Source organism: Pseudomonas fluorescens, from assembly GCF_902497895.1.
GTDB classification, from domain to species: domain Bacteria; phylum Pseudomonadota; class Gammaproteobacteria; order Pseudomonadales; family Pseudomonadaceae; genus Aquipseudomonas; species Aquipseudomonas fluorescens_BP.
Genome location: NZ_CABVHQ010000014.1, coordinates 19,853 through 41,199 on the forward strand (window position 1 = coordinate 19,853; position 21,347 = coordinate 41,199).

At 60.1% G+C, this 21,347-nt stretch carries 18 protein-coding genes; 16 read left to right on the forward strand and 2 right to left on the reverse strand.

Annotated features, from left to right (window positions below):
* The first annotated feature begins 253 nt into the window (after positions 1–253).
* The 16 genes from mraZ (at position 254) to lpxC (ending at position 18,141) form a co-directional block, all read left to right on the forward strand.
* Positions 254–709, forward strand: a complete 456-nt coding sequence (gene mraZ, locus F8N21_RS09450; RefSeq protein ID WP_150641873.1) for a division/cell wall cluster transcriptional repressor MraZ — start codon at positions 254–256, stop codon at positions 707–709.
* Positions 706–1,653: a 16S rRNA (cytosine(1402)-N(4))-methyltransferase RsmH gene (gene rsmH, locus F8N21_RS09455; protein WP_412071627.1), complete on the forward strand. Its 948-nt coding sequence runs from the start codon at positions 706–708 to the stop codon at positions 1,651–1,653. The genes mraZ and rsmH overlap by 4 nt, the downstream gene beginning before the upstream one ends.
* Complete coding sequence (gene ftsL / locus F8N21_RS09460) at positions 1,650–1,943, forward strand: cell division protein FtsL (protein ID WP_150641874.1); 294 nt, start codon at positions 1,650–1,652, stop codon at positions 1,941–1,943. Before rsmH ends, ftsL begins: the two co-directional genes overlap by 4 nt.
* On the forward strand, positions 1,943–3,682 hold the full coding sequence (locus F8N21_RS09465; RefSeq protein ID WP_191624267.1) for a peptidoglycan D,D-transpeptidase FtsI family protein: 1,740 nt from the start codon (positions 1,943–1,945) through the stop codon (positions 3,680–3,682). Before ftsL ends, F8N21_RS09465 begins: the two co-directional genes overlap by 1 nt.
* A complete protein-coding gene (locus tag F8N21_RS09470; RefSeq protein WP_150641876.1) occupies positions 3,682–5,145 on the forward strand; it encodes a UDP-N-acetylmuramoyl-L-alanyl-D-glutamate--2,6-diaminopimelate ligase in 1,464 nt (487 codons plus the stop codon). The genes F8N21_RS09465 and F8N21_RS09470 overlap by 1 nt, the downstream gene beginning before the upstream one ends.
* The gene (locus F8N21_RS09475; RefSeq protein ID WP_150641877.1) at positions 5,138–6,505 is read left to right on the forward strand and encodes a UDP-N-acetylmuramoyl-tripeptide--D-alanyl-D-alanine ligase; all 1,368 of its coding nucleotides are present in this window, start codon (positions 5,138–5,140) and stop codon (positions 6,503–6,505) included. Before F8N21_RS09470 ends, F8N21_RS09475 begins: the two co-directional genes overlap by 8 nt.
* Positions 6,505–7,587 (forward strand): phospho-N-acetylmuramoyl-pentapeptide-transferase, encoded by a 1,083-nt coding sequence (gene mraY / locus F8N21_RS09480; RefSeq protein ID WP_150641878.1) that lies wholly within the window; start codon positions 6,505–6,507, stop codon positions 7,585–7,587. The genes F8N21_RS09475 and mraY overlap by 1 nt, the downstream gene beginning before the upstream one ends.
* A 5-nt stretch (positions 7,588–7,592) precedes the next feature.
* A complete protein-coding gene (gene murD, locus F8N21_RS09485; RefSeq protein ID WP_150641879.1) occupies positions 7,593–8,939 on the forward strand; it encodes a UDP-N-acetylmuramoyl-L-alanine--D-glutamate ligase in 1,347 nt (448 codons plus the stop codon).
* Positions 8,936–10,153: a putative lipid II flippase FtsW gene (gene ftsW / locus F8N21_RS09490; protein ID WP_150641880.1), complete on the forward strand. Its 1,218-nt coding sequence runs from the start codon at positions 8,936–8,938 to the stop codon at positions 10,151–10,153. Before murD ends, ftsW begins: the two co-directional genes overlap by 4 nt.
* The gene (murG, locus tag F8N21_RS09495) at positions 10,143–11,213 is read left to right on the forward strand and encodes an undecaprenyldiphospho-muramoylpentapeptide beta-N-acetylglucosaminyltransferase (protein WP_150641881.1); all 1,071 of its coding nucleotides are present in this window, start codon (positions 10,143–10,145) and stop codon (positions 11,211–11,213) included. The genes ftsW and murG overlap by 11 nt, the downstream gene beginning before the upstream one ends.
* Positions 11,206–12,666 carry a UDP-N-acetylmuramate--L-alanine ligase gene (gene murC / locus F8N21_RS09500; RefSeq protein ID WP_150641882.1) on the forward strand — a complete coding sequence of 487 codons (1,461 nt, stop codon included), beginning with the start codon at positions 11,206–11,208 and terminating at the stop codon, positions 12,664–12,666. Before murG ends, murC begins: the two co-directional genes overlap by 8 nt.
* On the forward strand, positions 12,663–13,643 hold the full coding sequence (locus F8N21_RS09505) for a D-alanine--D-alanine ligase (RefSeq protein ID WP_150641883.1): 981 nt from the start codon (positions 12,663–12,665) through the stop codon (positions 13,641–13,643). Before murC ends, F8N21_RS09505 begins: the two co-directional genes overlap by 4 nt.
* Before the next feature lie 4 nt (positions 13,644–13,647).
* Positions 13,648–14,514 (forward strand): cell division protein FtsQ/DivIB, encoded by an 867-nt coding sequence (locus tag F8N21_RS09510; RefSeq protein WP_150641884.1) that lies wholly within the window; start codon positions 13,648–13,650, stop codon positions 14,512–14,514.
* Positions 14,515–14,527: 13 nt separating this feature from the next.
* Positions 14,528–15,793 carry a cell division protein FtsA gene (gene ftsA, locus F8N21_RS09515; RefSeq protein WP_150641885.1) on the forward strand — a complete coding sequence of 422 codons (1,266 nt, stop codon included), beginning with the start codon at positions 14,528–14,530 and terminating at the stop codon, positions 15,791–15,793.
* 136 nt (positions 15,794–15,929) lie between these two features.
* Positions 15,930–17,117 (forward strand): cell division protein FtsZ, encoded by a 1,188-nt coding sequence (ftsZ, locus tag F8N21_RS09520; protein ID WP_150641886.1) that lies wholly within the window; start codon positions 15,930–15,932, stop codon positions 17,115–17,117.
* A 112-nt stretch (positions 17,118–17,229) separates the two neighbouring features.
* Complete coding sequence (gene lpxC, locus F8N21_RS09525) at positions 17,230–18,141, forward strand: UDP-3-O-acyl-N-acetylglucosamine deacetylase (protein ID WP_150641887.1); 912 nt, start codon at positions 17,230–17,232, stop codon at positions 18,139–18,141.
* A 209-nt stretch (positions 18,142–18,350) separates the two neighbouring features.
* Here the strand turns inward: lpxC and F8N21_RS09530 are convergent, their stop codons facing one another.
* Positions 18,351–19,853 carry a sensor domain-containing diguanylate cyclase gene (locus tag F8N21_RS09530; RefSeq protein WP_150641888.1) on the reverse strand — a complete coding sequence of 501 codons (1,503 nt, stop codon included), beginning with the start codon at positions 19,851–19,853 and terminating at the stop codon, positions 18,351–18,353.
* A 148-nt stretch (positions 19,854–20,001) separates the two neighbouring features.
* Positions 20,002–21,282: an OprD family porin gene (locus F8N21_RS09535; RefSeq protein ID WP_150641939.1), complete on the reverse strand. Its 1,281-nt coding sequence runs from the start codon at positions 21,280–21,282 to the stop codon at positions 20,002–20,004.
* Positions 21,283–21,347: the final 65 nt, after the last annotated feature.

Genomic DNA, 21,347 nt, shown 5'->3' on the forward strand with positions numbered 1-21,347 from the left:
CTTACTCTTAATAAATTACATTAACTTCTGATCGTAGCTTCCTGGTTCGGTTGAAGTTCGCGATTCGAATCATCCGCCAAATTCTTGTTACTCCCTCTTTAGAGTCTCCTAAATCTCAGTTCTGTAAGGCTTTTCGTTGAAACCGCGCCTTGACGGTGCGGTGGGCGCATTCCTATAGTGTGCACAAGTGGCGAAAAGTGGCATGAAGTGGGTTTTTTGAACGAAAAACGCTAAAATTTGGAGAAACGCAGAAGTGTTTCGCGGAGCTAACGCTATCAGCCTCGATGCAAAGGGTCGGCTTGCCATGCCGAGCCGGTATCGTGACGAGCTGGTTTCGCGCAGTGCTGGCCAATTAATTGTCACCATTGATGCCGTTGACCCTTGTTTATGTGTTTATCCCCTCGATGAGTGGGAGTTGATTGAAACCAAGCTACGCGCACTGCCTTCGCTACGCGAAGAAAACCGTCGTTTGCAACGTTTACTGATCGGCAATGCCGTCGACCTCGAGCTCGATGGTAGTGGTCGTTTTCTGGTTCCGCCACGTCTGCGCGAGTACGCAAAACTCGATAAGCACGCGATGCTGGTCGGCCAACTGAACAAGTTCCAATTATGGGACGAGGATGCCTGGGACGCAGTTTCTGCTGCGGACCTGGCTGCTCTTCAACAACCGGGCGCCATGCCTGATGAACTGCGTGATTTGATCCTGTGACTATTGATAGCGGCTTTAACCACATCACCGTACTGCTTGACGAAGCCGTGGAGGCTCTCGCCGTACGCGCTGATGGCTGCTATCTGGACGGAACGTTCGGACGCGGCGGACACAGTCGCCTGATACTCAGCCAGCTCGGGCCCGATGGTCGGGTGCTGGGGTTCGACAAGGATCCTCAAGCGATTGCCACCGGGCAAGCGCTAGCGGCCGAAGACGGCCGCTTTGTCATTGTGCAGCGCAGCTTTGCCGAGCTGGGTTCGGAAATCGCCGAACGCGGCCTGGCCGGCAAGATCAACGGTGTTCTGCTCGACCTGGGCGTATCCTCGCCGCAGCTCGATGATCCGGAGCGCGGCTTCAGTTTCATGAATGATGGCCCGCTGGATATGCGCATGGACCCGAGCCGCGGGGTCAGTGCTGCCGAATTCATCGCCACGGCTCCCGCGGAAGAAATCGCCCGGGTGTTCAAGGAGTACGGCGAGGAACGCTTCTCCGGGCGCATGGCCCGAGCGGTCGTCGAGCGCCGTGTAATCAAACCGTTCGAGCGCACCGGCGATCTGGCCGAAGTCCTGAAAGTTGCCAAACCGGCCTGGGAAAAGGGCAAGCACCCGGCGACCCGGGCTTTCCAGGGTTTGCGCATTCACGTCAATAACGAATTGGGCGATCTGGAAACCGGCCTCGAAGCCGCGCTGCAAGCCCTTGAAGTGGGCGGCCGCCTGGTGGTCATCAGCTTCCATTCGCTGGAAGACCGCATCGTCAAGTTGTTCATGCGTCGCCTGGTCAAAGGTGAGAGCGACAACCTGCCGCGCAACCTGCCCGTGCGCTTCGAAGCCTTCGTTCCGAAAATCAAGGTTCACGGCAAGGCGCAGTTTGCCTCCGAAGCCGAACTCAAGGCCAATCCACGTTCGCGTAGCGCCGTCATGCGTGTGGCGGAGAAGCTGCGGTGAGCAAGCTCTTCGCCAAACCACTTCCGGGCGGGAGCTTTTTCATGCTGCTCCTGTTTATTGGAGTGCTGGTTTCCGCGATCGCGGTGTCATACAGCGCCCACTGGAACCGGCAGCTGCTCAATACCCTGTACGGTGAGTTGAGTGTGCGTGACAAGACGCAAGCCGAGTGGGGCCGGTTGATTCTCGAGCAGAGTACCTGGACTGCCCACAGCCGAATCGAAGTGCTGGCGACCGAGCAACTGAAGATGCGCATTCCTGGCGCGGCTGAAGTTCGGATGGTGGCGCCATGATGAAACTCGAAGGCGCCCTTTATCCTTGGCGTTTCCGTCTGGTGCTGGGTTTGCTGGCATTGATGGTGGGTGCGATCGCCTGGCGCATCATCGACTTGCAGGTCGTGGACAGGGCCTTCCTCAAAGGTCAGGGCGACGCCCGCAGCGTTCGGCATATTCCTATCCCTGCACACCGCGGCTTGATTACCGATCGGAATGGCGAGCCGTTGGCTGTCAGCACCCCGGTGACCACCTTGTGGGGCAACGCCAGGGAAATGCAGCAGGCCAAGGACAAGTGGCCGGCGTTGGCCGCCGCGCTTGGGCAAGACACTAAAGTGCTGACCGAGCGTCTCGAGGCTCAGGCCACTAAAGAATTCATCTACCTGGTACGCGGCTTGACCCCGGAGCAAGGCCAGTTGGTGCTCGATCTGAAAGTGCCGGGTGTCTACGGCATCGAAGAGTTCCGACGCTTCTACCCGGCCGGTGAAGTGACCGCGCATATGGTGGGCTTCACCGATATCGATGACCGCGGACGCGAAGGGGTCGAACTGGCCTACGATGAGTGGTTGGCCGGAGTGCCCGGCAAGCGACAAGTCATCAAGGATCGACGAGGCAGGTTGATCAAGGATGTCCAGGTCACCAAAAACGCCAAGGCCGGCAAGCCCTTGGCGTTGTCCATTGATCTGCGCCTGCAATATCTGGCCAACCGCGAACTGCGCAATGCCATCGTCGAAAACGGTGCCAAGGCCGGCAGTCTGGTGATCATGGACGTGAAGACCGGCGAGATCCTGGCCATGGTCAACCAGCCGACCTACAACCCGAATAACCGTCGCAACCTGCAACCGGCGGCGATGCGTAACCGCGCCATGATCGACGTGTTCGAGCCAGGTTCGACCATGAAGGCGATTTCCATGAGTGCCGCCCTGGAAACCGGGCGCTGGAAGCCGAGCGACACCGTCGAGGTGTATCCGGGCACTTTGCAGATCGGCCGATACACCATTCGTGACGTTTCCAGGACCGAAGGGCCGGTGCTCGACCTGACCGGGATTCTGATCAATTCCAGTAACGTCGGCATGAGCAAGGTTGCCTTCGATGTCGGTGGTGAAAACATCTACCGCTTGATGCAGAAAGTTGGCCTGGGCCAGGACACCGGTCTGGCTTTCCCGGGCGAGCGCGTCGGCAACCTGCCGAACTACCGCGAATGGCGCAAGGCCGAAACGGCCACGCTGTCCTACGGCTACGGTTTGTCGGTCACCGCCATTCAGCTGGTCCATGCCTTCTCGGCGTTGGCCAACCATGGCCGGATCGCACCCCTGACCCTGATCAAATCCGATAAGCCTGCGCAAACCACCCAGGTGATTTCCGAGCATGTCGCCAAAACCATGCAAGGCATGTTGCAGCAAGTGATCGAAGCACCGCGCGGCGTGTTCCGCGCACAGGTGCCGGCGTATCACGTGGCTGGCAAGAGTGGTACCGCACGCAAGACGTCGGTAGGCACCAAAGGCTATGCCGAAAATTCCTATCGCTCGCTGTTCGCCGGTTTCGGTCCCATGGACGACCCGCGTTACGCGATCGTGGTGGTGATCGATGAGCCGAGCAAGGCCGGCTACTACGGTGGCCTGGTTTCGGCACCGGTGTTCAGCAAAGTGATGTCCGGCACCCTGCGCCTGATGAATATCACCCCGGACAACCTGCCACCCGTGGAACAAGCCAATGCCACACCCGGCAATTTAGTCAAAGCTAATGGAGGGCGCGGCTGATGTCTCTTAGCCTGAACAAGATTTTCGCCCACGCTGGCCGTGATCTGTTGATTCGCGAGCTGACGCTCGATAGCCGCAATGTACGTGCCGGTGACCTGTTTCTCGCGGTTCCGGGCGGCAAGGTGGATGGTCGTACGCATATCACCGATGCTTTGCAGCGCGGCGCGGCGGCGGTGGCCTATGAAGTTGAAGGCGCTACCGTTCTGCCTATCACCGATGTGCCACTGATTCCGGTCAAAGGCCTGGCGGCGCAGTTGTCGGATATCGCCGGTCGTTTTTACGGTGATCCGAGCCGGCACCTGAATATGATCGGGGTCACCGGCACCAACGGCAAAACCAGCGTGACCCAATTGATCGCCCAGGCGCTGGACCTGCTCGGCCAGCATTGCGGCATCGTCGGTACTCTGGGCAGCGGCTTTTATGGCGCGCTGCAAAGCGGCCTGCACACCACGCCTAACCCGATCGCCGTGCAGGCGACCCTGGCCGACCTGAAAAAGGCCGGCGCCAAAGCCGTGGCGATGGAAGTCTCCTCTCACGGCCTGGATCAAGGTCGCGTCACCGCGCTGGCGTTCGATGTGGCGGTCATGACCAACCTGTCCCGCGATCACCTGGATTATCACGGGACCATGGAGGCTTACGCCGACGCCAAGGCTAAGTTGTTCGACTGGGCTGACCTGAGCTGCCGGGTGATCAACCTCGACGACGATTTCGGTCGGCAGCTGGCCGCTGAAAAACGTGAGTCAAGACTGATCAGCTACAGCCTGGAAGATTCCAGCGCCTACCTGTATTGCCGTGAAGCGCAGTTCGATGACGAGGGCGTACGCGCCACCCTGGTCACGCCCCAGGGCGAACATCATTTACGCAGCACCTTGCTGGGTCGTTTCAACCTCAGCAACGTGCTGGCGGCGGTCGGCGCCTTGCTGGGCCTGGACTACGCGCTGGACGAGATTCTGCGGGTGCTGCCGAAACTCGAAGGCCCGGCCGGTCGCATGCAGCGTCTGGGCGGCGGTACGCAACCGCTGGTGGTGGTCGACTACGCCCACACCCCGGATGCACTGGAACAAGTCCTGACCGCTCTGCGTCCGCATGCCAAGGGTAAGTTGCTCTGCCTGTTCGGTTGCGGTGGTGATCGTGATCGCGGCAAGCGTCCGCTGATGGCCGAAGTGGTCGAGCGTCTGGCTGACGGTGTGCTGGTCACCGACGACAACCCGCGCAGCGAAGACCCGACGCAGATTTTCGACGATATCCGCGCCGGCTTCAGTGCTGTGGATAAAGTCAATTTTGTCGCCGGTCGCGGCCAGGCCATTGCCCAACTGATTGCCAGCGCTTCGGCCGACGACGTGATCGTCCTGGCCGGCAAAGGTCATGAGGACTATCAGGAAATCCACGGTCAGCGCCTTGACTTCTCGGATCTGGTCGAGGCCGACAGAGCCTTGACCGCATGGGAGGTGGCCCATGCTTAAAGCTCTCAAATTGAGCGAGTTGAGCGGGCCTTTGGCCGGTCGCCTGATCGCTGGCGATTGCAGCTTCGACGGCGTCAGCATCGACAGCCGCGCGATTAAACCGGGGCAACTGTTTATCGCGTTGAGCGGTCCGCGTTTCGATGGCCATGACTATCTGAATGAGGTTGCCACCAAAGGCGCGGTCGGCGCACTGGTAGAACGTGAAGTGGCCGATTCGGCTCTGCCGCAATTGCTGGTGAAGGACACCCGTCAGGCCTTGGGTGAACTCGGTGCGTTGAATCGAGCTGCGTACAGCAATCCGCTCGCGGCCATCACCGGCTCCAGCGGCAAGACCACGGTCAAGGAAATGCTCGCGAGCATCCTGCGTACGCGCGGCCCTGTGCTGGCGACCCGTGGCAACTTGAATAATGACCTCGGCGTGCCGCTGACCTTGCTCGAACTGGCCCCGGAACACACCGCGGCGGTGATCGAACTGGGTGCTTCGCGAATCGGCGAGATTGCCTATACCGTGGGCATGACCAAGCCCCACGTGGCCGTGATCAACAACGCCGGGACCGCCCATGTCGGTGAGTTTGGCGGTCCGGAAAAAATCGTCGAAGCCAAGGGCGAGATCCTGGAAGGGCTGGAGGCCGATGGCGTCGCCGTGCTCAATCTCGACGACAAGGCTTTCGCCATCTGGAAGACCCGCGCTGGCGGTCGTCAGGTGCTGAGTTTCGCCCTGAACAATAGCGCTGCCGACTTCCATGCAACTGATCTGGATCGCGATGCACGCGGTTGCCTGGCGTTCAACCTGCACAGCCCGCAGGGTGTGGCGCGGGTGCAGTTGAATCTGCTCGGCAGCCACAACGTCGCCAATGCGCTGGCCGCGGCGGCTGCGGCTCATGCACTGGGTGTCTCGCTGTCTGGCATTGCCAGTGGCCTGGGCGCGGTGCAGCCGGTCAAGGGTCGGACTGTCGCGCAACTGGCGAGCAATGGCATGCGCGTGATCGATGACACTTACAACGCGAACCCCACCTCTATGTGCGCCGCGGTTGATATACTTGCCGGCTTTTCCGGTCGCACCGTCCTGGTGCTCGGGGATATTGGCGAGTTGGGCGAGTGGGCGGAGCAGGGGCACCGTGACGTGGGTGCTTATGCCGCCGGCAAGGTTTCTGCACTCTATGCGGTCGGACCCATGATGGTTCACGCAGTGAAAGCTTTCGGCCCACAGGCATATCACTTCACCACTCAGGCTGAACTGATCGAGGCCCTGGGTGCCGAGCAAGACCCTAATACCACTATTTTGATCAAAGGCTCGCGCAGCGCAGCGATGGAAAACATCGTTGCGGCTTTCTGCGCGACCAGTCTGGAGAAACATTAATGCTGCTGCTGCTGGCGGAGTACCTACAACAGTTCCACAAAGGCTTCGCGGTCTTCCAGTACCTGACCCTGCGCGGGATCCTCGGTGTGCTGACCGCGCTGTCGTTGTCGCTGTGCCTGGGGCCATGGATGATCCGCACCTTGCAGAGTCGCCAGATCGGTCAGTCGGTGCGTAACGACGGACCGCAATCGCATTTGTCCAAATCCGGTACGCCGACCATGGGCGGCGCGCTGATTCTTTCGGCGATCGGCATCAGCACGTTGCTGTGGGCGGACCTGAGCAACCGTTATGTCTGGGTAGTGCTACTGGTGACCCTGTTGTTCGGCGCTATCGGCTGGGTCGACGACTATCGCAAGGTGATCGAGAAGAACTCCCGTGGGCTGCCAAGCCGCTGGAAGTATTTCTGGCAGTCGGTGTTTGGTCTCGGTGCGGCGATCTTCCTTTATATGACCGCGCCAAGCGCGGTTGAAACCACGCTGATCCTGCCAATGCTCAAAGACGTGACCGTTCCGCTGGGCGTGGGCTTCGTGGTGCTGACCTATTTCGTCATTGTCGGTTCGAGCAACGCGGTCAACCTGACCGACGGTCTCGATGGCCTGGCAATCATGCCGACGGTCATGGTCGGCGGTGGACTGGGGATCTTCTGCTACCTGTCGGGTAACGTGAAGTTCGCCGAATACCTGCTGATTCCTTATGTGCCGGGCGCGGGTGAATTGATTGTGTTCTGCGGCGCGCTGATCGGTGCCGGCCTGGGTTTTCTCTGGTTCAACACCTACCCGGCACAAGTCTTCATGGGCGACGTTGGCGCACTGGCGCTGGGCGCGGCCCTGGGCACCATTGCGGTGATCGTCCGTCAGGAAATCGTCCTGTTCATCATGGGCGGGGTGTTCGTGATGGAGACCCTGTCGGTGGTCATTCAGGTCGCGTCTTTCAAACTGACCGGTCGCCGGGTGTTCCGCATGGCACCGATACACCACCACTTTGAACTCAAGGGCTGGCCCGAGCCGCGCGTGATCGTCCGTTTCTGGATTATCACGGTGATTCTGGTTCTGGTCGGCCTTGCCACCCTGAAGCTGAGGTAGAACGAGTGTCTCTGATCGCTTCTGACCACTTCCGCATCGTTGTCGGCCTCGGCAAGAGCGGCATGTCCCTGGTTCGCTTCCTGGCGAACCGGGGCGTGTCGTTTGCTGTGGCCGATACGCGGGAAAATCCACCGGAGCTGGCCACGCTAAGGCGTGACTATCCGCACGTGGAAGTGCGTTGTGGCGAGCTGGACGTCGAGTTCCTGTGCCGTGCCGACGAGCTCTACGTGAGCCCCGGCCTGGCCCTGGCGACCCCGGCCCTGCAGGCTGCCGCCGCCCGTGGAGTGAAATTGTCCGGCGACATCGAGCTGTTCGCGCGTAACGCGAAAGCGCCGATTGTCGCCATCAGTGGCTCCAACGCGAAAAGCACCGTGACGACCTTGGTCGGCGAGATGGCGGCAGCGGCCGGTAAGCGCGTCGCGGTCGGCGGTAATCTCGGTACGCCAGCGCTGGACCTGCTCAGCGACGACGTCGAGCTGTACGTGATGGAACTGTCGAGCTTCCAGCTGGAAACCACCGATCACCTGGGTGCTGAAGTGGCCACCGTGTTGAACATCAGCGAAGACCACATGGACCGCTACAGCGGTCTGCCGGCCTATCACCTGGCCAAACACCGGATCTTCCGTGGCGCCAGACAGTTTGTGGTCAACCGTCAGGACGCCCTGAGTCGTCCGTTGATTGGCGAAGGTCAGCCGTGCTGGACCTTCGGTTTGAGCAAACCCGATTTCAAGGCGTTCGGGATACGGGAAGAAGACGGCGAGAAATACCTGGCCTTCGAATTCCAGAACCTGATGCCGGTGCGCGAGCTGAAAATTCGCGGCGCCCATAACCAGTCCAATGCCCTGGCGGCATTGGCTTTGGGTCACGCCGTTGGTCTGCCGTTCGACGCCATGCTCTCGAGCCTGCGCACCTTCGCCGGACTCGAACATCGCTGCCAATGGGTTCGCGACTTGAACGGCGTGAGCTACTACAACGATTCCAAAGCCACCAACGTCGGCGCCGCACTGGCCGCCATCGAAGGCCTGGGTGCGGACATCGACGGCAAGCTGGTGCTGATTGCCGGTGGCGATGGCAAGGGCGCGGAGTTCAAGGACTTGCGCGGTCCGGTCGCGGCCAACTGCCGCGCCGTGGTGTTGATGGGTCGGGACTCCGAGCTGATCGGCCAGGCCATCGGCGATGCCGTGCCGCTGATTCGTGTCAACTCGCTGATCGAAGCGGTGGAACAATGCCGCTCGATCGCAGAAAAGGGCGACGCGGTGTTGCTGTCGCCGGCCTGCGCCAGTTTCGACATGTTCAAGAACTACGAAGAGCGTGGGCAGTTGTTCGCCCAGGCCGTGGAGGGCTTGAAATGATCTTCAGTAACATCATCAAGCCGTATCCATCGCCGCTGATCACCGGGCGCGGTATCGATCTCGACTTCCCGATGCTTGCCGGTTGCCTGGCCCTGCTCGGCCTGGGCCTGGTAATGATCACTTCGGCGTCCTCGGAAGTCGCCGCGGTGCAGTCCGGCAACACCCTGTACCACATGATGCGCCACCTGATTTACCTGATCATCGGTCTCGGCGCCTGCCTGGTGACCATGATGATTCCGATTGCCACCTGGCAGCGCCTGGGCTGGCTGATGCTGATCGGTGCGTTCGGTTTGCTGGTGATGGTGCTGCTGCCGGGTATCGGCCGCGAAGTGAACGGTTCGATGCGCTGGATCGGCTTCAGCTTCTTCAACGTGCAGCCGTCGGAAATCGCCAAGGTGTTCGTGGTCATCTACCTGGCCGGTTATCTGGTGCGGCGTCAGAAAGAAGTGCGCGAAAGCTGGATGGGTTTCTTCAAGCCATTCATCGTGCTGTTGCCCATGGCGGGTCTGTTGCTGATGGAGCCGGACTTCGGTGCCACCGTGGTGATGATGGGCGCTGCGGCGGCCATGCTGTTCCTCGGCGGCGTCGGCCTGTTCCGCTTCACCTTGATGGTGGCCCTGGCAGTGGGCGCGGTGACGGTTCTGGTTCAGGCCCAACCCTACCGTATGGCGCGTCTGATTACGTTTACCGACCCGTGGGCCGACCAGTTCGGCTCCGGTTATCAATTGACCCAGGCACTGATCGCCTTCGGTCGCGGTGAATGGCTGGGCGTCGGCCTGGGCAACAGCGTGCAGAAACAGTTCTACCTGCCCGAAGCGCATACCGACTTCGTGTTCTCGGTGCTGGCCGAAGAACTCGGCATGGTCGGCTCGCTGCTCACCGTCGGGCTGTTCGTGTTCGTCTGCGTGCGGGCCATGTACATCGGCTTGTGGGCAGAAAAATCCAAGCAATTCTTTGCCGCTTACGTCGCCTATGGGCTGGCGTTCCTGTGGATTGGTCAGTTCCTGATCAACATCGGGGTGAACGTCGGCCTGCTGCCGACCAAAGGCCTGACCTTGCCGTTCCTCAGCTACGGCGGCAGCTCGCTGGTGATCTGCTGCGCCTGCCTCGGTTTGTTGCTGCGCATCGAATGGGAGAGTCGAACCCACTTGGGCAGCGAAGAGATGGAATTCAAAGAGAGCGACTTCGCCGAGGAGCCGACTCATGGGCGCTAACGTGCTGATCATGGCTGGCGGCACCGGCGGGCACGTGTTCCCGGCGCTGGCCTGTGCGCGCGAGTTCCAGGCGCGTGGCTACACCGTGCACTGGCTTGGCACGCCTCGCGGAATTGAAAATGAATTGGTGCCGAACGCGGGCCTGCAGTTGCATCTGATCAACGTCAGCGGCCTGCGCGGCAAGAGCAAGTTGTCCCTGCTCAAGGCGCCATTCGTGTTGCTCAAGGCGGTGTTGCAGGCACGCAAGATCATTCGTCAGTTGCAGCCGGTTTGCGTCGTCGGATTTGGCGGTTATGTGACCGGCCCCGGTGGTGTTGCGGCAAAACTGTCCGGCGTACCGGTGATCGTTCACGAACAGAATGCCGTGGCCGGTACCGCCAATCGGCTGCTGGTGCCCTTGGCTGCCCGAGTCTGCGAAGCTTTCCCGGATACCTTCGGGGCATCGAACAGCCGGCGTACAACCGGTAACCCGGTGCGTACCGAGCTGTTCCTCGCGACACCGCGTCAGGCCCTGGCCGGACGCAAGGCGCATTTGCTGATCCTGGGCGGAAGCCTGGGGGCAGAACCCTTGAATAAATTGCTGCCTGAAGCCCTGGCGCAGGTCTCCCCCGAGCTGCGTCCGCAGGTATTTCATCAGGCCGGTAAAAACCACGATGAAGTGACTGCCGAGCGCTATCGCGCCGCTGGCGTCGAGGCGCAAGTGCAGCCGTTTATCAAAGACATGGCCCAAGCCTATGGCTGGGCCGACCTGGTGGTCTGTCGCGCAGGTGCGCTGACTGTCAGTGAACTGGCTGCCGCCGGTCTGCCCTCGTTGCTGGTGCCTTTGCCCCATGCAATCGACGATCACCAGACCCGCAATGCCGATTATTTGGCCCGCGAAGGCGCTGCCTTCCTGATGCCGCAAAGAACGACTGGCGCAGCGGATCTCGCTGCACGCCTGACAGAGGTATTGATGCAACCGGAACGACTCAACGCTATGGCCACCGCGGCTCGCCGCCTGGCCAAACCCGATGCCACCCGTAACGTGGTCGATATCTGTCTGGAGGTGGCCCATGGTTGAGAATAAGAAAGCCATGCCACAACCGGAAATGCGCCGTATCCGTCGCATCCACTTCGTCGGTATCGGCGGTGTGGGCATGTGCGGGATCGCCGAAGTGTTGCTGAACCTGGGCTATGACGTCTCGGGCTCCGACCTCAAGGCCTCGCCTGTGACCGAACGTCTCGAATCTTTCGGTGCGCAGATCTTTATCGGCCACCGTGCCGAGAACGCCGTGAATGCCAATGTGCTGGTGGTTTCCAGTGCAGTGAACACCTCCAACCCGGAAGTCGCCATTGCCCTGGAACGGCGGATTCCGGTGGTGCCGCGCGCGGAAATGCTCGCCGAGCTGATGCGCTATCGCCATGGCATCGCGGTTGCCGGTACCCACGGCAAAACCACCACCACCAGCCTGATCGCCTCGGTGTTCGCCGCCGGTGGCCTGGATCCGACCTTTGTCATTGGTGGCCGGCTGAATGCAGCAGGCACCAATGCACAGCTGGGTACGAGCAGATACCTGATCGCCGAAGCCGATGAAAGCGACGCCAGCTTCCTGCACTTGCAGCCACTGGTCGCGGTCGTCACCAACATCGACGCCGACCACATGGCGACCTACGACGGTGACTTCAACAAACTGAAGAAAACCTTCGTCGAGTTCCTGCACAACCTGCCGTTCTACGGGTTGGCGGTGGTCTGCCTGGACGATCCGGTGGTCCGTGAGATCCTCCCGTTGATCGCTCGGCCAACCCTGACTTATGGCTTCAGCGAAGAAGCCGACGTGCGTGCGATCAATGTGCGCCAGCAAGGCATGCTGACCTTCTTCACCGTGCTGCGTCCTGATCGTGAGCCGCTGGATGTCTCGGTGAACATGCCGGGCAACCACAACGTCCTGAACTCCCTGGCGACTATCGCCATTGCCACCGACGAGGGCATCAGCGATGAAGCCATCGTTCAGGGGCTGTCGGGCTTCCAGGGTGTCGGTCGACGCTTCCAGGTCTACGGCGAACTGCCGATCGATGGCGGCAGCGTAATGCTGGTCGATGATTACGGTCACCACCCGACCGAAGTCGCGGCCGTGATCAAAGCGGTACGCGGTGGCTGGCCGGACCGGCGTCTGGTGATGGTTTACCAGCCGCACCGTTTCAGTCGCACCCGTGACCTGTACGACGACTTCGTGCAAGTGCTGGCCGATGCCAACGTCCTGCTGCTGATGGAAGTCTACCCGGCCGGTGAAGAACCGATCCCGGGCGCGGACAGCCGTCAGCTGTGCCACAGCATCCGCCAACGCGGCCAGCTCGACCCGATCTACATCGAGCGTGGCGTCGAACTGGCGCCGCTGGTCAAGCCGCTGCTGCGTGCCGGCGACATCCTGCTGTGCCAGGGCGCCGGTGACATCGGTGGTCTCGCGCCAAAACTATTGAACAGTCCGTTGTTTGCGGGTGCCGTTGCCGCTCCCGCTCCGGGGAAAGTGAAATGACTGCTGCCTATGCCAACCTGGTCTCGACAATCGAGCCGAAAGACTTCGGTCGCGTCGCCGTGCTGTTCGGCGGCAAGAGCGCCGAGCGTGAGGTTTCGCTGAAGTCCGGCAATGCCGTGCTCGACGCGCTGCTGAGCGCCGGCGTGGATGCCTTCGGCCTCGACGTCGGCGACGATTTGCTGCAGCGCCTGCTGAACGAGAAGATCGACCGCGCCTTCATCATCCTCCACGGTCGTGGCGGTGAAGACGGCAGCATGCAGGGCCTGCTGGAATGCCTGGGCATTCCTTACACCGGCAGCGGAATCCTCGCCTCGGCGCTGGCCATGGACAAGCTGCGGACCAAGCAGGTCTGGCACAGCCTGGGCATTCCAACACCGCGTCATGCAGTACTGAGCAGCGAAGCCGATTGTATTTCTGCGGCGACGGAACTGGGCATGCCTTTGATCGTCAAACCGGCCCATGAAGGTTCAAGTATTGGTATGGCCAAAGTGACCAGCGCGTCGGAATTGATCGACGCCTGGAAAACGGCCAGTACCTACGATTCGCAAGTGTTGGTCGAGCAATGGATTCAAGGTCCGGAGTTCACCATCGCCACTCTGCGTGACCAGGTGTTGCCACCGATTGCCCTGGGCACGACCCACAGTTTCTACGATTACGACGCCAAGTACGTGGCTTCCGATACCCAGTACCGGATTCCGTGTGGCCTCGACAGCGACAAAGAAAAACAACTGATGGACCTCACGGCCAAAGCCTGTGAGGCGCTGGGTATTGCCGGTTGGGGCAGGGCTGACGTGATGCAGGACGCCGATGGGCAGTTCTGGTTCCTGGAAGTCAACACCACACCGGGCATGACCGACCACAGTCTGGTCCCGATGGCGGCTCGTGCCGCCGGCCTGGATTTCCAGCAACTGGTGTTGGCAATCCTGGCGGCAAGTATGGCCAGTAACGCCGCCAGCAACAAAGAGCCACGAGGTTAAGTCCATGCAAGGCGCATCGCTACGTCATCAGTCACCCGCTCCCGGCCGCAAGCCGGTGCCGCGTGGTGCCAGCCGAATGGTGGCCAAAGAGCCGATGTCGTCGCGCCTGCCGAAAGCCAATTTCGGCTTTCTGAAAAGCCTGTTCTGGCCGGTGCTGCTGGTGGCGCTGGGATTCTGCACCTACGAAGGCGCGCAGCGTTTGCTGCCGTACGCCGACCGGCCGATCACCAAAATCAATGTCCAGGGCGATTTGAGTTACATCAGCCAGCAAGCCGTGCAGCAGCGAATCGCCCCTTACGTTGCCTCGAGCTTCTTCACCATTGATCTGGCAAGCATGCGTACCGAGCTTGAAAAAATGCCATGGATCGCTCACGCCGAAGTGCGTCGCGTCTGGCCTGATCAAGTGGTGATTCGCCTGGAAGAGCAGCTGCCAGTAGCCCGTTGGGGTGACGAAGCGCTGTTGAACAACCAGGGCGAAGCGTTCACCCCGCGTGAACTGGCGAACTACGAACATTTGCCACAGTTGTTCGGCCCACAGCGGGCTCAACAGCAAGTGATGCAGCAGTATCAGGTGTTGAGTCAGATGCTCCGGCCGATGGGCTTTTCGATTGCCCGTCTGGAGTTGCGTGAACGTGGCAGCTGGTTTCTGACCACTGGTGCAGGAAGCGCCGGCCCGGGGATCGAGTTGTTGTTGGGTCGCGGTTACCTGGTGGAAAAGATGCGCCGCTTCATTGCCATCTACGACAAGACGCTTAAAGAACAGATTACGAACATTGCGCGCATCGACCTGCGTTATGCCAACGGCCTCGCCGTCGGCTGGCGGGAACCTGTAGCGCCGACGACAGCCGCACCCGCTGTCGCGAAGAATTAAGAGAGGCAGGACCATGGCAAACGTGCAAAGCGGGAAAATGATCGTCGGTCTGGATATCGGCACCTCCAAGGTGGTCGCACTGGTGGGCGAGGTGGGGGCCGATGGCACCCTGGAAATCGTCGGTATCGGCACTCATCCATCCCGTGGCCTGAAGAAGGGCGTGGTGGTGAATATCGAATCCACCGTGCAGTCGATCCAGCGCGCCATTGAAGAAGCGCAGCTGATGGCCGGTTGCCGTATTCACTCGGCATTCGTCGGCGTGGCGGGTAATCATATCCGCAGCCTGAACTCCCACGGCATCGTGGCGATTCGTGACCGCGAAGTCAGCGCTGCGGATCTGGAGCGGGTACTCGACGCGGCCCAGGCCGTGGCGATTCCGGCCGACCAGCGCGTGCTGCACACCCTGCCGCAGGACTACGTGATCGATAACCAGGAAGGTGTGCGCGAACCCCTGGGTATGTCGGGCGTGCGTCTGGAAGCCAAGGTCCATGTGGTCACCTGCGCTGTGAACGCCGCACAGAACATTGAAAAATGCGTGCGCCGCTGCGGTCTGGAAATCGACGACATCATTCTCGAGCAGCTGGCCTCGGCTTATTCGGTGCTGACCGATGACGAGAAAGAGCTGGGTGTGTGCCTGGTGGACATCGGAGGCGGCACCACCGACATCGCGATCTTCACCGAAGGCGCGATTCGCCATACCGCGGTCATCCCGATAGCCGGTGATCAAGTGACCAACGACATCGCCATGGCGTTGCGCACTCCGACCCAGTACGCCGAAGAAATCAAGATTCGCTACGCCTGCGCCCTGGCCAAGCTGGCCGGTGCCGGTGAAACCATCAAGGTCCCGAGCGTCGGTGACCGTCCGCCGCGCGAACTGTCCCGTCAGGCCCTGGCCGAAGTGGTCGAGCCGCGTTACGACGAGCTGTTCACGCTGATCCAGGCCGAACTGCGTCGCAGCGGCTACGAAGACCTGATTCCGGCCGGCATCGTGCTGACCGGCGGTACTTCGAAGATGGAAGGCGCGGTGGAACTGGCTGAAGAGATTTTCCACATGCCGGTCCGCCTCGGCGTACCCCATGGCGTCAAAGGCCTCGACGATGTCGTGCGCAACCCGATTTATTCCACTGGTGTGGGCTTGCTGATGTATGGACTGCAAAAACAGTCCGACGGCGGTGTTTCCTTTTCCGGAATCAGCAGCAACCGCGACAGCTACAGCAGTGAAGAGGCCAAGACCCCGCTGTTCGATCGTTTCAAGAGCTGGGTTCAGGGCAATTTCTAAAGATTTACCGCAAGAGAGCAGTGACAAGTTTCAAGCGGCAAGCAGCAAGTAAAAAGCGGCAGGCAGCAAGCAACAAGCGGTAGGCAGCAGCAAAAAGCAGTAGGCGAAAAACTAGAGAAATGTAAGGAGAGGGAAAATGTTCGAACTCGTAGACAACATCCCCGCAAGCCCGGTAATCAAAGTTATCGGTGTCGGCGGTGGCGGCGGCAACGCTGTCAACCATATGGTCAAGAGCAACATTGAAGGTGTGGAATTCATCTGCGCCAACACTGATGCCCAGGCGCTGAAAAGCATCGGCGCACGAACCATCCTGCAACTGGGCACTGGCGTGACCAAGGGCCTGGGTGCTGGCGCAAATCCGGAAGTCGGTCGTCAGGCCGCTCTGGAAGACCGCGAGCGCATTGCCGAAGTGCTGCAGGGCACCAACATGGTGTTTATCACCACCGGCATGGGCGGCGGTACCGGTACCGGTGCTGCGCCAATCATTGCCGAAGTGGCCAAGGAAATGGGGATCCTCACCGTTGCGGTGGTGACCCGTCCGTTCCCGTTCGAAGGCCGAAAGCGCATGCAGATCGCCGATGAAGGCATCCGTCTGCTCTCCGAAAGCGTCGACTCGTTGATCACCATTCCCAACGAGAAGCTGCTGACCATTCTTGGCAAGGACGCGAGCCTTCTGTCGGCTTTTGCCAAGGCTGACGACGTGCTGGCGGGTGCCGTTCGCGGTATCTCCGACATCATCAAGCGTCCGGGCATGATCAACGTCGACTTTGCCGACGTGCGTACCGTGATGAGCGAAATGGGCATGGCGATGATGGGCACTGGCTGCGCCAGCGGTCCGAACCGTGCACGTGAAGCCACTGAAGCGGCGATCCGCAACCCGTTGCTCGAAGACGTGAACCTGCAAGGTGCACGCGGTATCCTGGTGAATATCACCGCCGGTCCTGACCTGTCCCTGGGTGAGTACTCCGACGTGGGTAGCATCATCGAAGCCTTCGCTTCCGAGCACGCAATGGTCAAGGTCGGTACTGTTATCGATCCGGACATGCGCGACGAGTTGCACGTGACAGTGGTAGCCACGGGTCTGGGCGCAAAAATCGAGAAGCCTGTTAAACTTATCGATAATACCGTTCATACCTCCATGGCAGCTCAATCGCCGGCACCTGCCCGTCAGGAAATGCCGTCGGTCAACTACCGCGATCTGGACCGTCCAACCGTGATGCGCAACCAGGCTCAGGCCAGTGCTGCGACCGCGGCGAAACTGAATCCGCACGATGATCTGGATTATCTGGACATCCCGGCATTCCTGCGTCGCCAGGCCGATTGATGAAATGTATCAGGGGTATTAGGGTGATTGGTGTTCAGCAAAGGTCTGGTCTGCTATTATCGCCAGCCTTTGTTGATACCAGTTCGCAATTTGCGCTGAAGCGGCCCAAGCCATGATTAAACAACGCACCCTGAAGAATATTATCCGTGCCACAGGTGTAGGTCTGCACTCCGGGGAGAAGGTATACCTGACTCTCAAGCCTGCGCCTGTAGACACCGGCATTGTGTTTTGTCGTGCCGACCTGGACCCTGTGGTGCAGATACCTGCTCGCGCAGAAAACGTTGGTGAAACCACTATGTCGACCACATTGGTCAGCGGTGACACTAAAGTGGACACGGTGGAGCACTTGCTCTCGGCCATGGCTGGCCTGGGCATCGATAACGCCTACGTCGAGCTCTCCGCGTCTGAAGTCCCGATCATGGATGGTAGCGCTGGACCCTTCGTATTCCTGATTCAATCTGCCGGCCTGGAAGAACAGGACGCAGCCAAGAAATTCATCCGTATCCTGCGTGAAGTGACTGTGGAAGACGGCGACAAGCGCGCCACTTTCCTGCCTTTCGAAGGTTTCAAGGTGAGCTTCGAGATCGATTTCGATCACCCGGTGTTCCGTGACCGCGTTCAAAGCGCCAGCGTGGATTTTTCCAGCACTTCGTTCGTAAAAGAAGTCAGCCGCGCCCGGACCTTTGGTTTCATGAGTGATATCGAGTACCTGCGCAAGCACAACCTCGCACTCGGCGGTAGCGTTGAAAACGCCATCGTGGTCGACGCGGATGGAGTACTGAACGAAGACGGCCTTCGCTATGAAGACGAATTCGTGAAGCACAAGATCCTCGATGCAATTGGTGACCTCTACCTGCTGGGCAACAGCCTGATAGGTGAGTTCCGCGGCTTCAAGTCGGGGCATGCACTGAACAACCAGCTTCTGCGCAAATTGATTGAGCAGAAAGATGCCTGGGAAGTCGTGACCTTCGAAGATGCCAGCACTGCACCGATCTCTTACATGCGTCCGGTTGCGGCCGTGTAAGTAACACTCTCTTTCTTTAGTTTTTAAAGGCTGCCTTCGGGTGGCCTTTTTTTATGGGTGCCTCTAATTTGGCGGCGCCTATCAGGACGCCATCGCGAGCAAGCTCGCTCCCACAGTTGATTTGCATCAACCCGCAATTTTGTGTCCAACGCAGATCTAATGTGGGAGCGAGCTTGCTCGCGATGAGGTCAGAGGCCACGCCGCAGCTTTCATCCAGTCACCACCCGATTGCGGCCTCTTTCCTTGGCCTGATACAGCGCCTTGTCGGCGGCGAACAGCAAGGTCTTCAAGCTCTCTTCAGGCGCTCCGGACCAGGTGCTCAAGCCGATGCTGACGGTAATCGGTGACACATCACCCTTGGTCCGCGGCAAGCGTTCGACCGCGGCGCGGATGCTTTCGGCGATCTGTAACGCGCCAGCCCGATCGGTCTCGGCCAGTACTACCGCAAATTCCTCGCCACCATAACGCGCCACCAGATCGGCCGGCCGGCGGACGCTCTCGCCGATGACCTTGGCGACCGTGCGCAAGACGTCGTCGCCGACCTGATGGCCATGTCGGTCATTGAACGCCTTGAAGTGATCCGCATCGATCATCAGCACCGACAGCGGTTTGCCCGTACGCTGCGCGCGCGCCCACTCACCGCTGAGCACCTGATCCAGCGCCCGGCGGTTGGCGACGCCGGTCAGCGCGTCGGTGGCGGCCAGTTGCGCCAGTTCCTGCTCGGCGTGATGGCGCAGCTTCAGCTCGCGGCAGAGCAACCAGGTCAGCCACAGCAGGCCGATACAGAGCACTCCGGTGGCGCTGCTGATGACTATCGCAGTGCGCTTCCAGGCGGCGAATACTTCATGGGTAGACAGGGCCACCATCACCGTCAAAGGCAGGTTGCCAACCTGGGAAAAGGTGAACAGGCGGATTTCCCCGTTGACGCTCGATACACCACTGAAGCTGCCAGAGCCTTCGCTAAGAATGCGTTCGACGTTCGGCCGGGCGCTGAAGTTTTTGCCGATCAGATCCTTGTTCCGCAATGGGTGTTGCGCCAGCATGATGCCGTCGCGGTTAATGACGTTGATGGTGCTGTCGTTGCCGATGTTCAGGCTGTTGAACAACTGATCGAAGTACCCCAGGCGCATGGAAGCCACTGCGACCCCCTGAAACTCGCCAGTGACGGAGGATAGTCGTCGGCTGAAGCTGATGCGCCATTCGTCACGCTCGTTGCACTCGCAGCGGAGCTTGAAGGGGCGGCTGATGAACATCCCCGTATCGCGGTTGAAGGCATGGGCGAGGAAGTAGTCGCGGTCGGCAAAATTGGCCGGTTTCGGCTGGATCAGCGACGAGTCGGCGATCACCTCGCCATACTTGTCGAGGAGCAGGATCTCGCCCTTGAAGGGGGCGCTTGTGGCCCGGTCGAACAGCGCCAGGTGGCGTATCTGCGGTGATACCTGCTTGAGGTCGTCACGCTGGGCGGCGGCGATCAGACCTTTGAGGGACAGGTCATAGAGTTCGACATTGCGCAGCACGTCGGCATTGATCAATTGCACGATATTGGTGGCGCTGCGGGTTGCGGCCAGCTCGGCGCTGCGGTGTTCGCGGATCAGCAGAAAGGTCACGATGCTCAGTATGGCGATCACCGTCAGCGAACTGCCAGCAATCAGGATCAATACCGAGCGACTGACAGGGGGCGGGCGCAGTGATGTCGCACTTCTCACACTCATGGTTCTGACTTCTGCTGTCCGGGACGGTATCAAGAGGGTTGCGAGCAAGCGTGCAGAGTGGCAGAGACCAGTCGCGCCTGGGGCGCCTGTATAAATCCGAAGCATAAAAAAGGCCAGCAAAAAATGCTGACCATTTGCATCATTGAGCTTAGAACACATTCAGTGGGTAATCGACGATCACCCGGTATTCGTCAGTGTCCTGATCCAGCGCGCCGTAGCCATTGCCGCCGCGGTGGGTCGCCCATTGCAGGCGCAGCGCCAGATCCTTGGCCTTGCCACTCTGGACCACGTATTTCAGATCGATGTCGCGCTCCCAGTGTTTGGCTTGCTTGCCATCGGCGCTGTACCAGGTTTCGCCGTAGCCCGCGCTCTGCGGATCGACCTTGCTCAGGTCCAGTTCGCCGCGCGAGTAAGACACCGCCGAGGTCAGGCCCGGCAGGCCGAGACCCACTAAGTCATAGGCGTACTTGAGTTTCCATGAGCGTTCGTTCGGGCCGTTGAAATCCGAGTACTGCTGGGAATTATCGAGATAGACGCTGTCGCCCTGGTTGATGTAATCGAAGGGGGTGTTGCCATTCACCCGTTGATAGGCAGCGGTGACGGTGTGATGACCGACGGCGACGCCCAAGTGAAGACTGAAGGTGTTGTTGTTGATCTTGCCCAGCAGTGCATCGCCGGTGTCCTGGGTGTGATAGAAGTGCAGGCCCGGGTTGAGGCTGACCTGATCGGTCAGCGCATAGTTGTAGTCCAGGTCGTAGTAGTACTGGTTCCAGATGTCCTTGAGCTCAGAGGCATACAGGCTGCTGGTCAGCCCTGGCAGACTGCTCCAGGCGACCCCGGCCCAGTTCAGGTGCTGGCTTTCTTCACCCGCTGGCAGGCTGCCATAAGAGGTACCGATGCGCTGATGACCGCTCTGGTTGTAGAGCTTGGTGAAGCTGGCCTGGCCGCCTTCGATCAGCCAGCCGTCGATACTCTGGTTGCTCAGGCTGATGCCGCGAAAGGTCTGCGGCAACATGCGGGTCTCGCCGCCGGCAATCACTGGATTATTCAGGAACAGATCACCGGCTTTGAGTTCGGTATCCCCAGCGCGCATTTTCAGCGTGGCGCCTGCCGTGGAGAATCCGGGGGGTGCTTTGCCGTTGCCGCTACCGATGGGCAGGATGCTCGAGCTGTCGGTACCGCCACCACCATCGAGCTTGAGCCCGAGCATGGCGTGGGCGTCGAGGCCGAAGCCGAGGGTACCCGGGGTGTAGCCGGATTCGAAAATCCCCAGCAAGCCCTGACCCCATTCAATGTTGTCATCCGCGCCCTGCAGACGGTTGCGGTTCATGTAGTAATTACGGGCGTTGAGCTTGAGGCTGGAACCTTCGACGAAGCCTTCGGCCGGTTCGTCTGCTGCGTGCGCGGTTGAGGCGATAGTTACAGCCATTGCAATGAATAGCGGGCTGAGCTTTAGTGAAAGATACACGTGGGGTTAAAACTCCTTCGATCGAT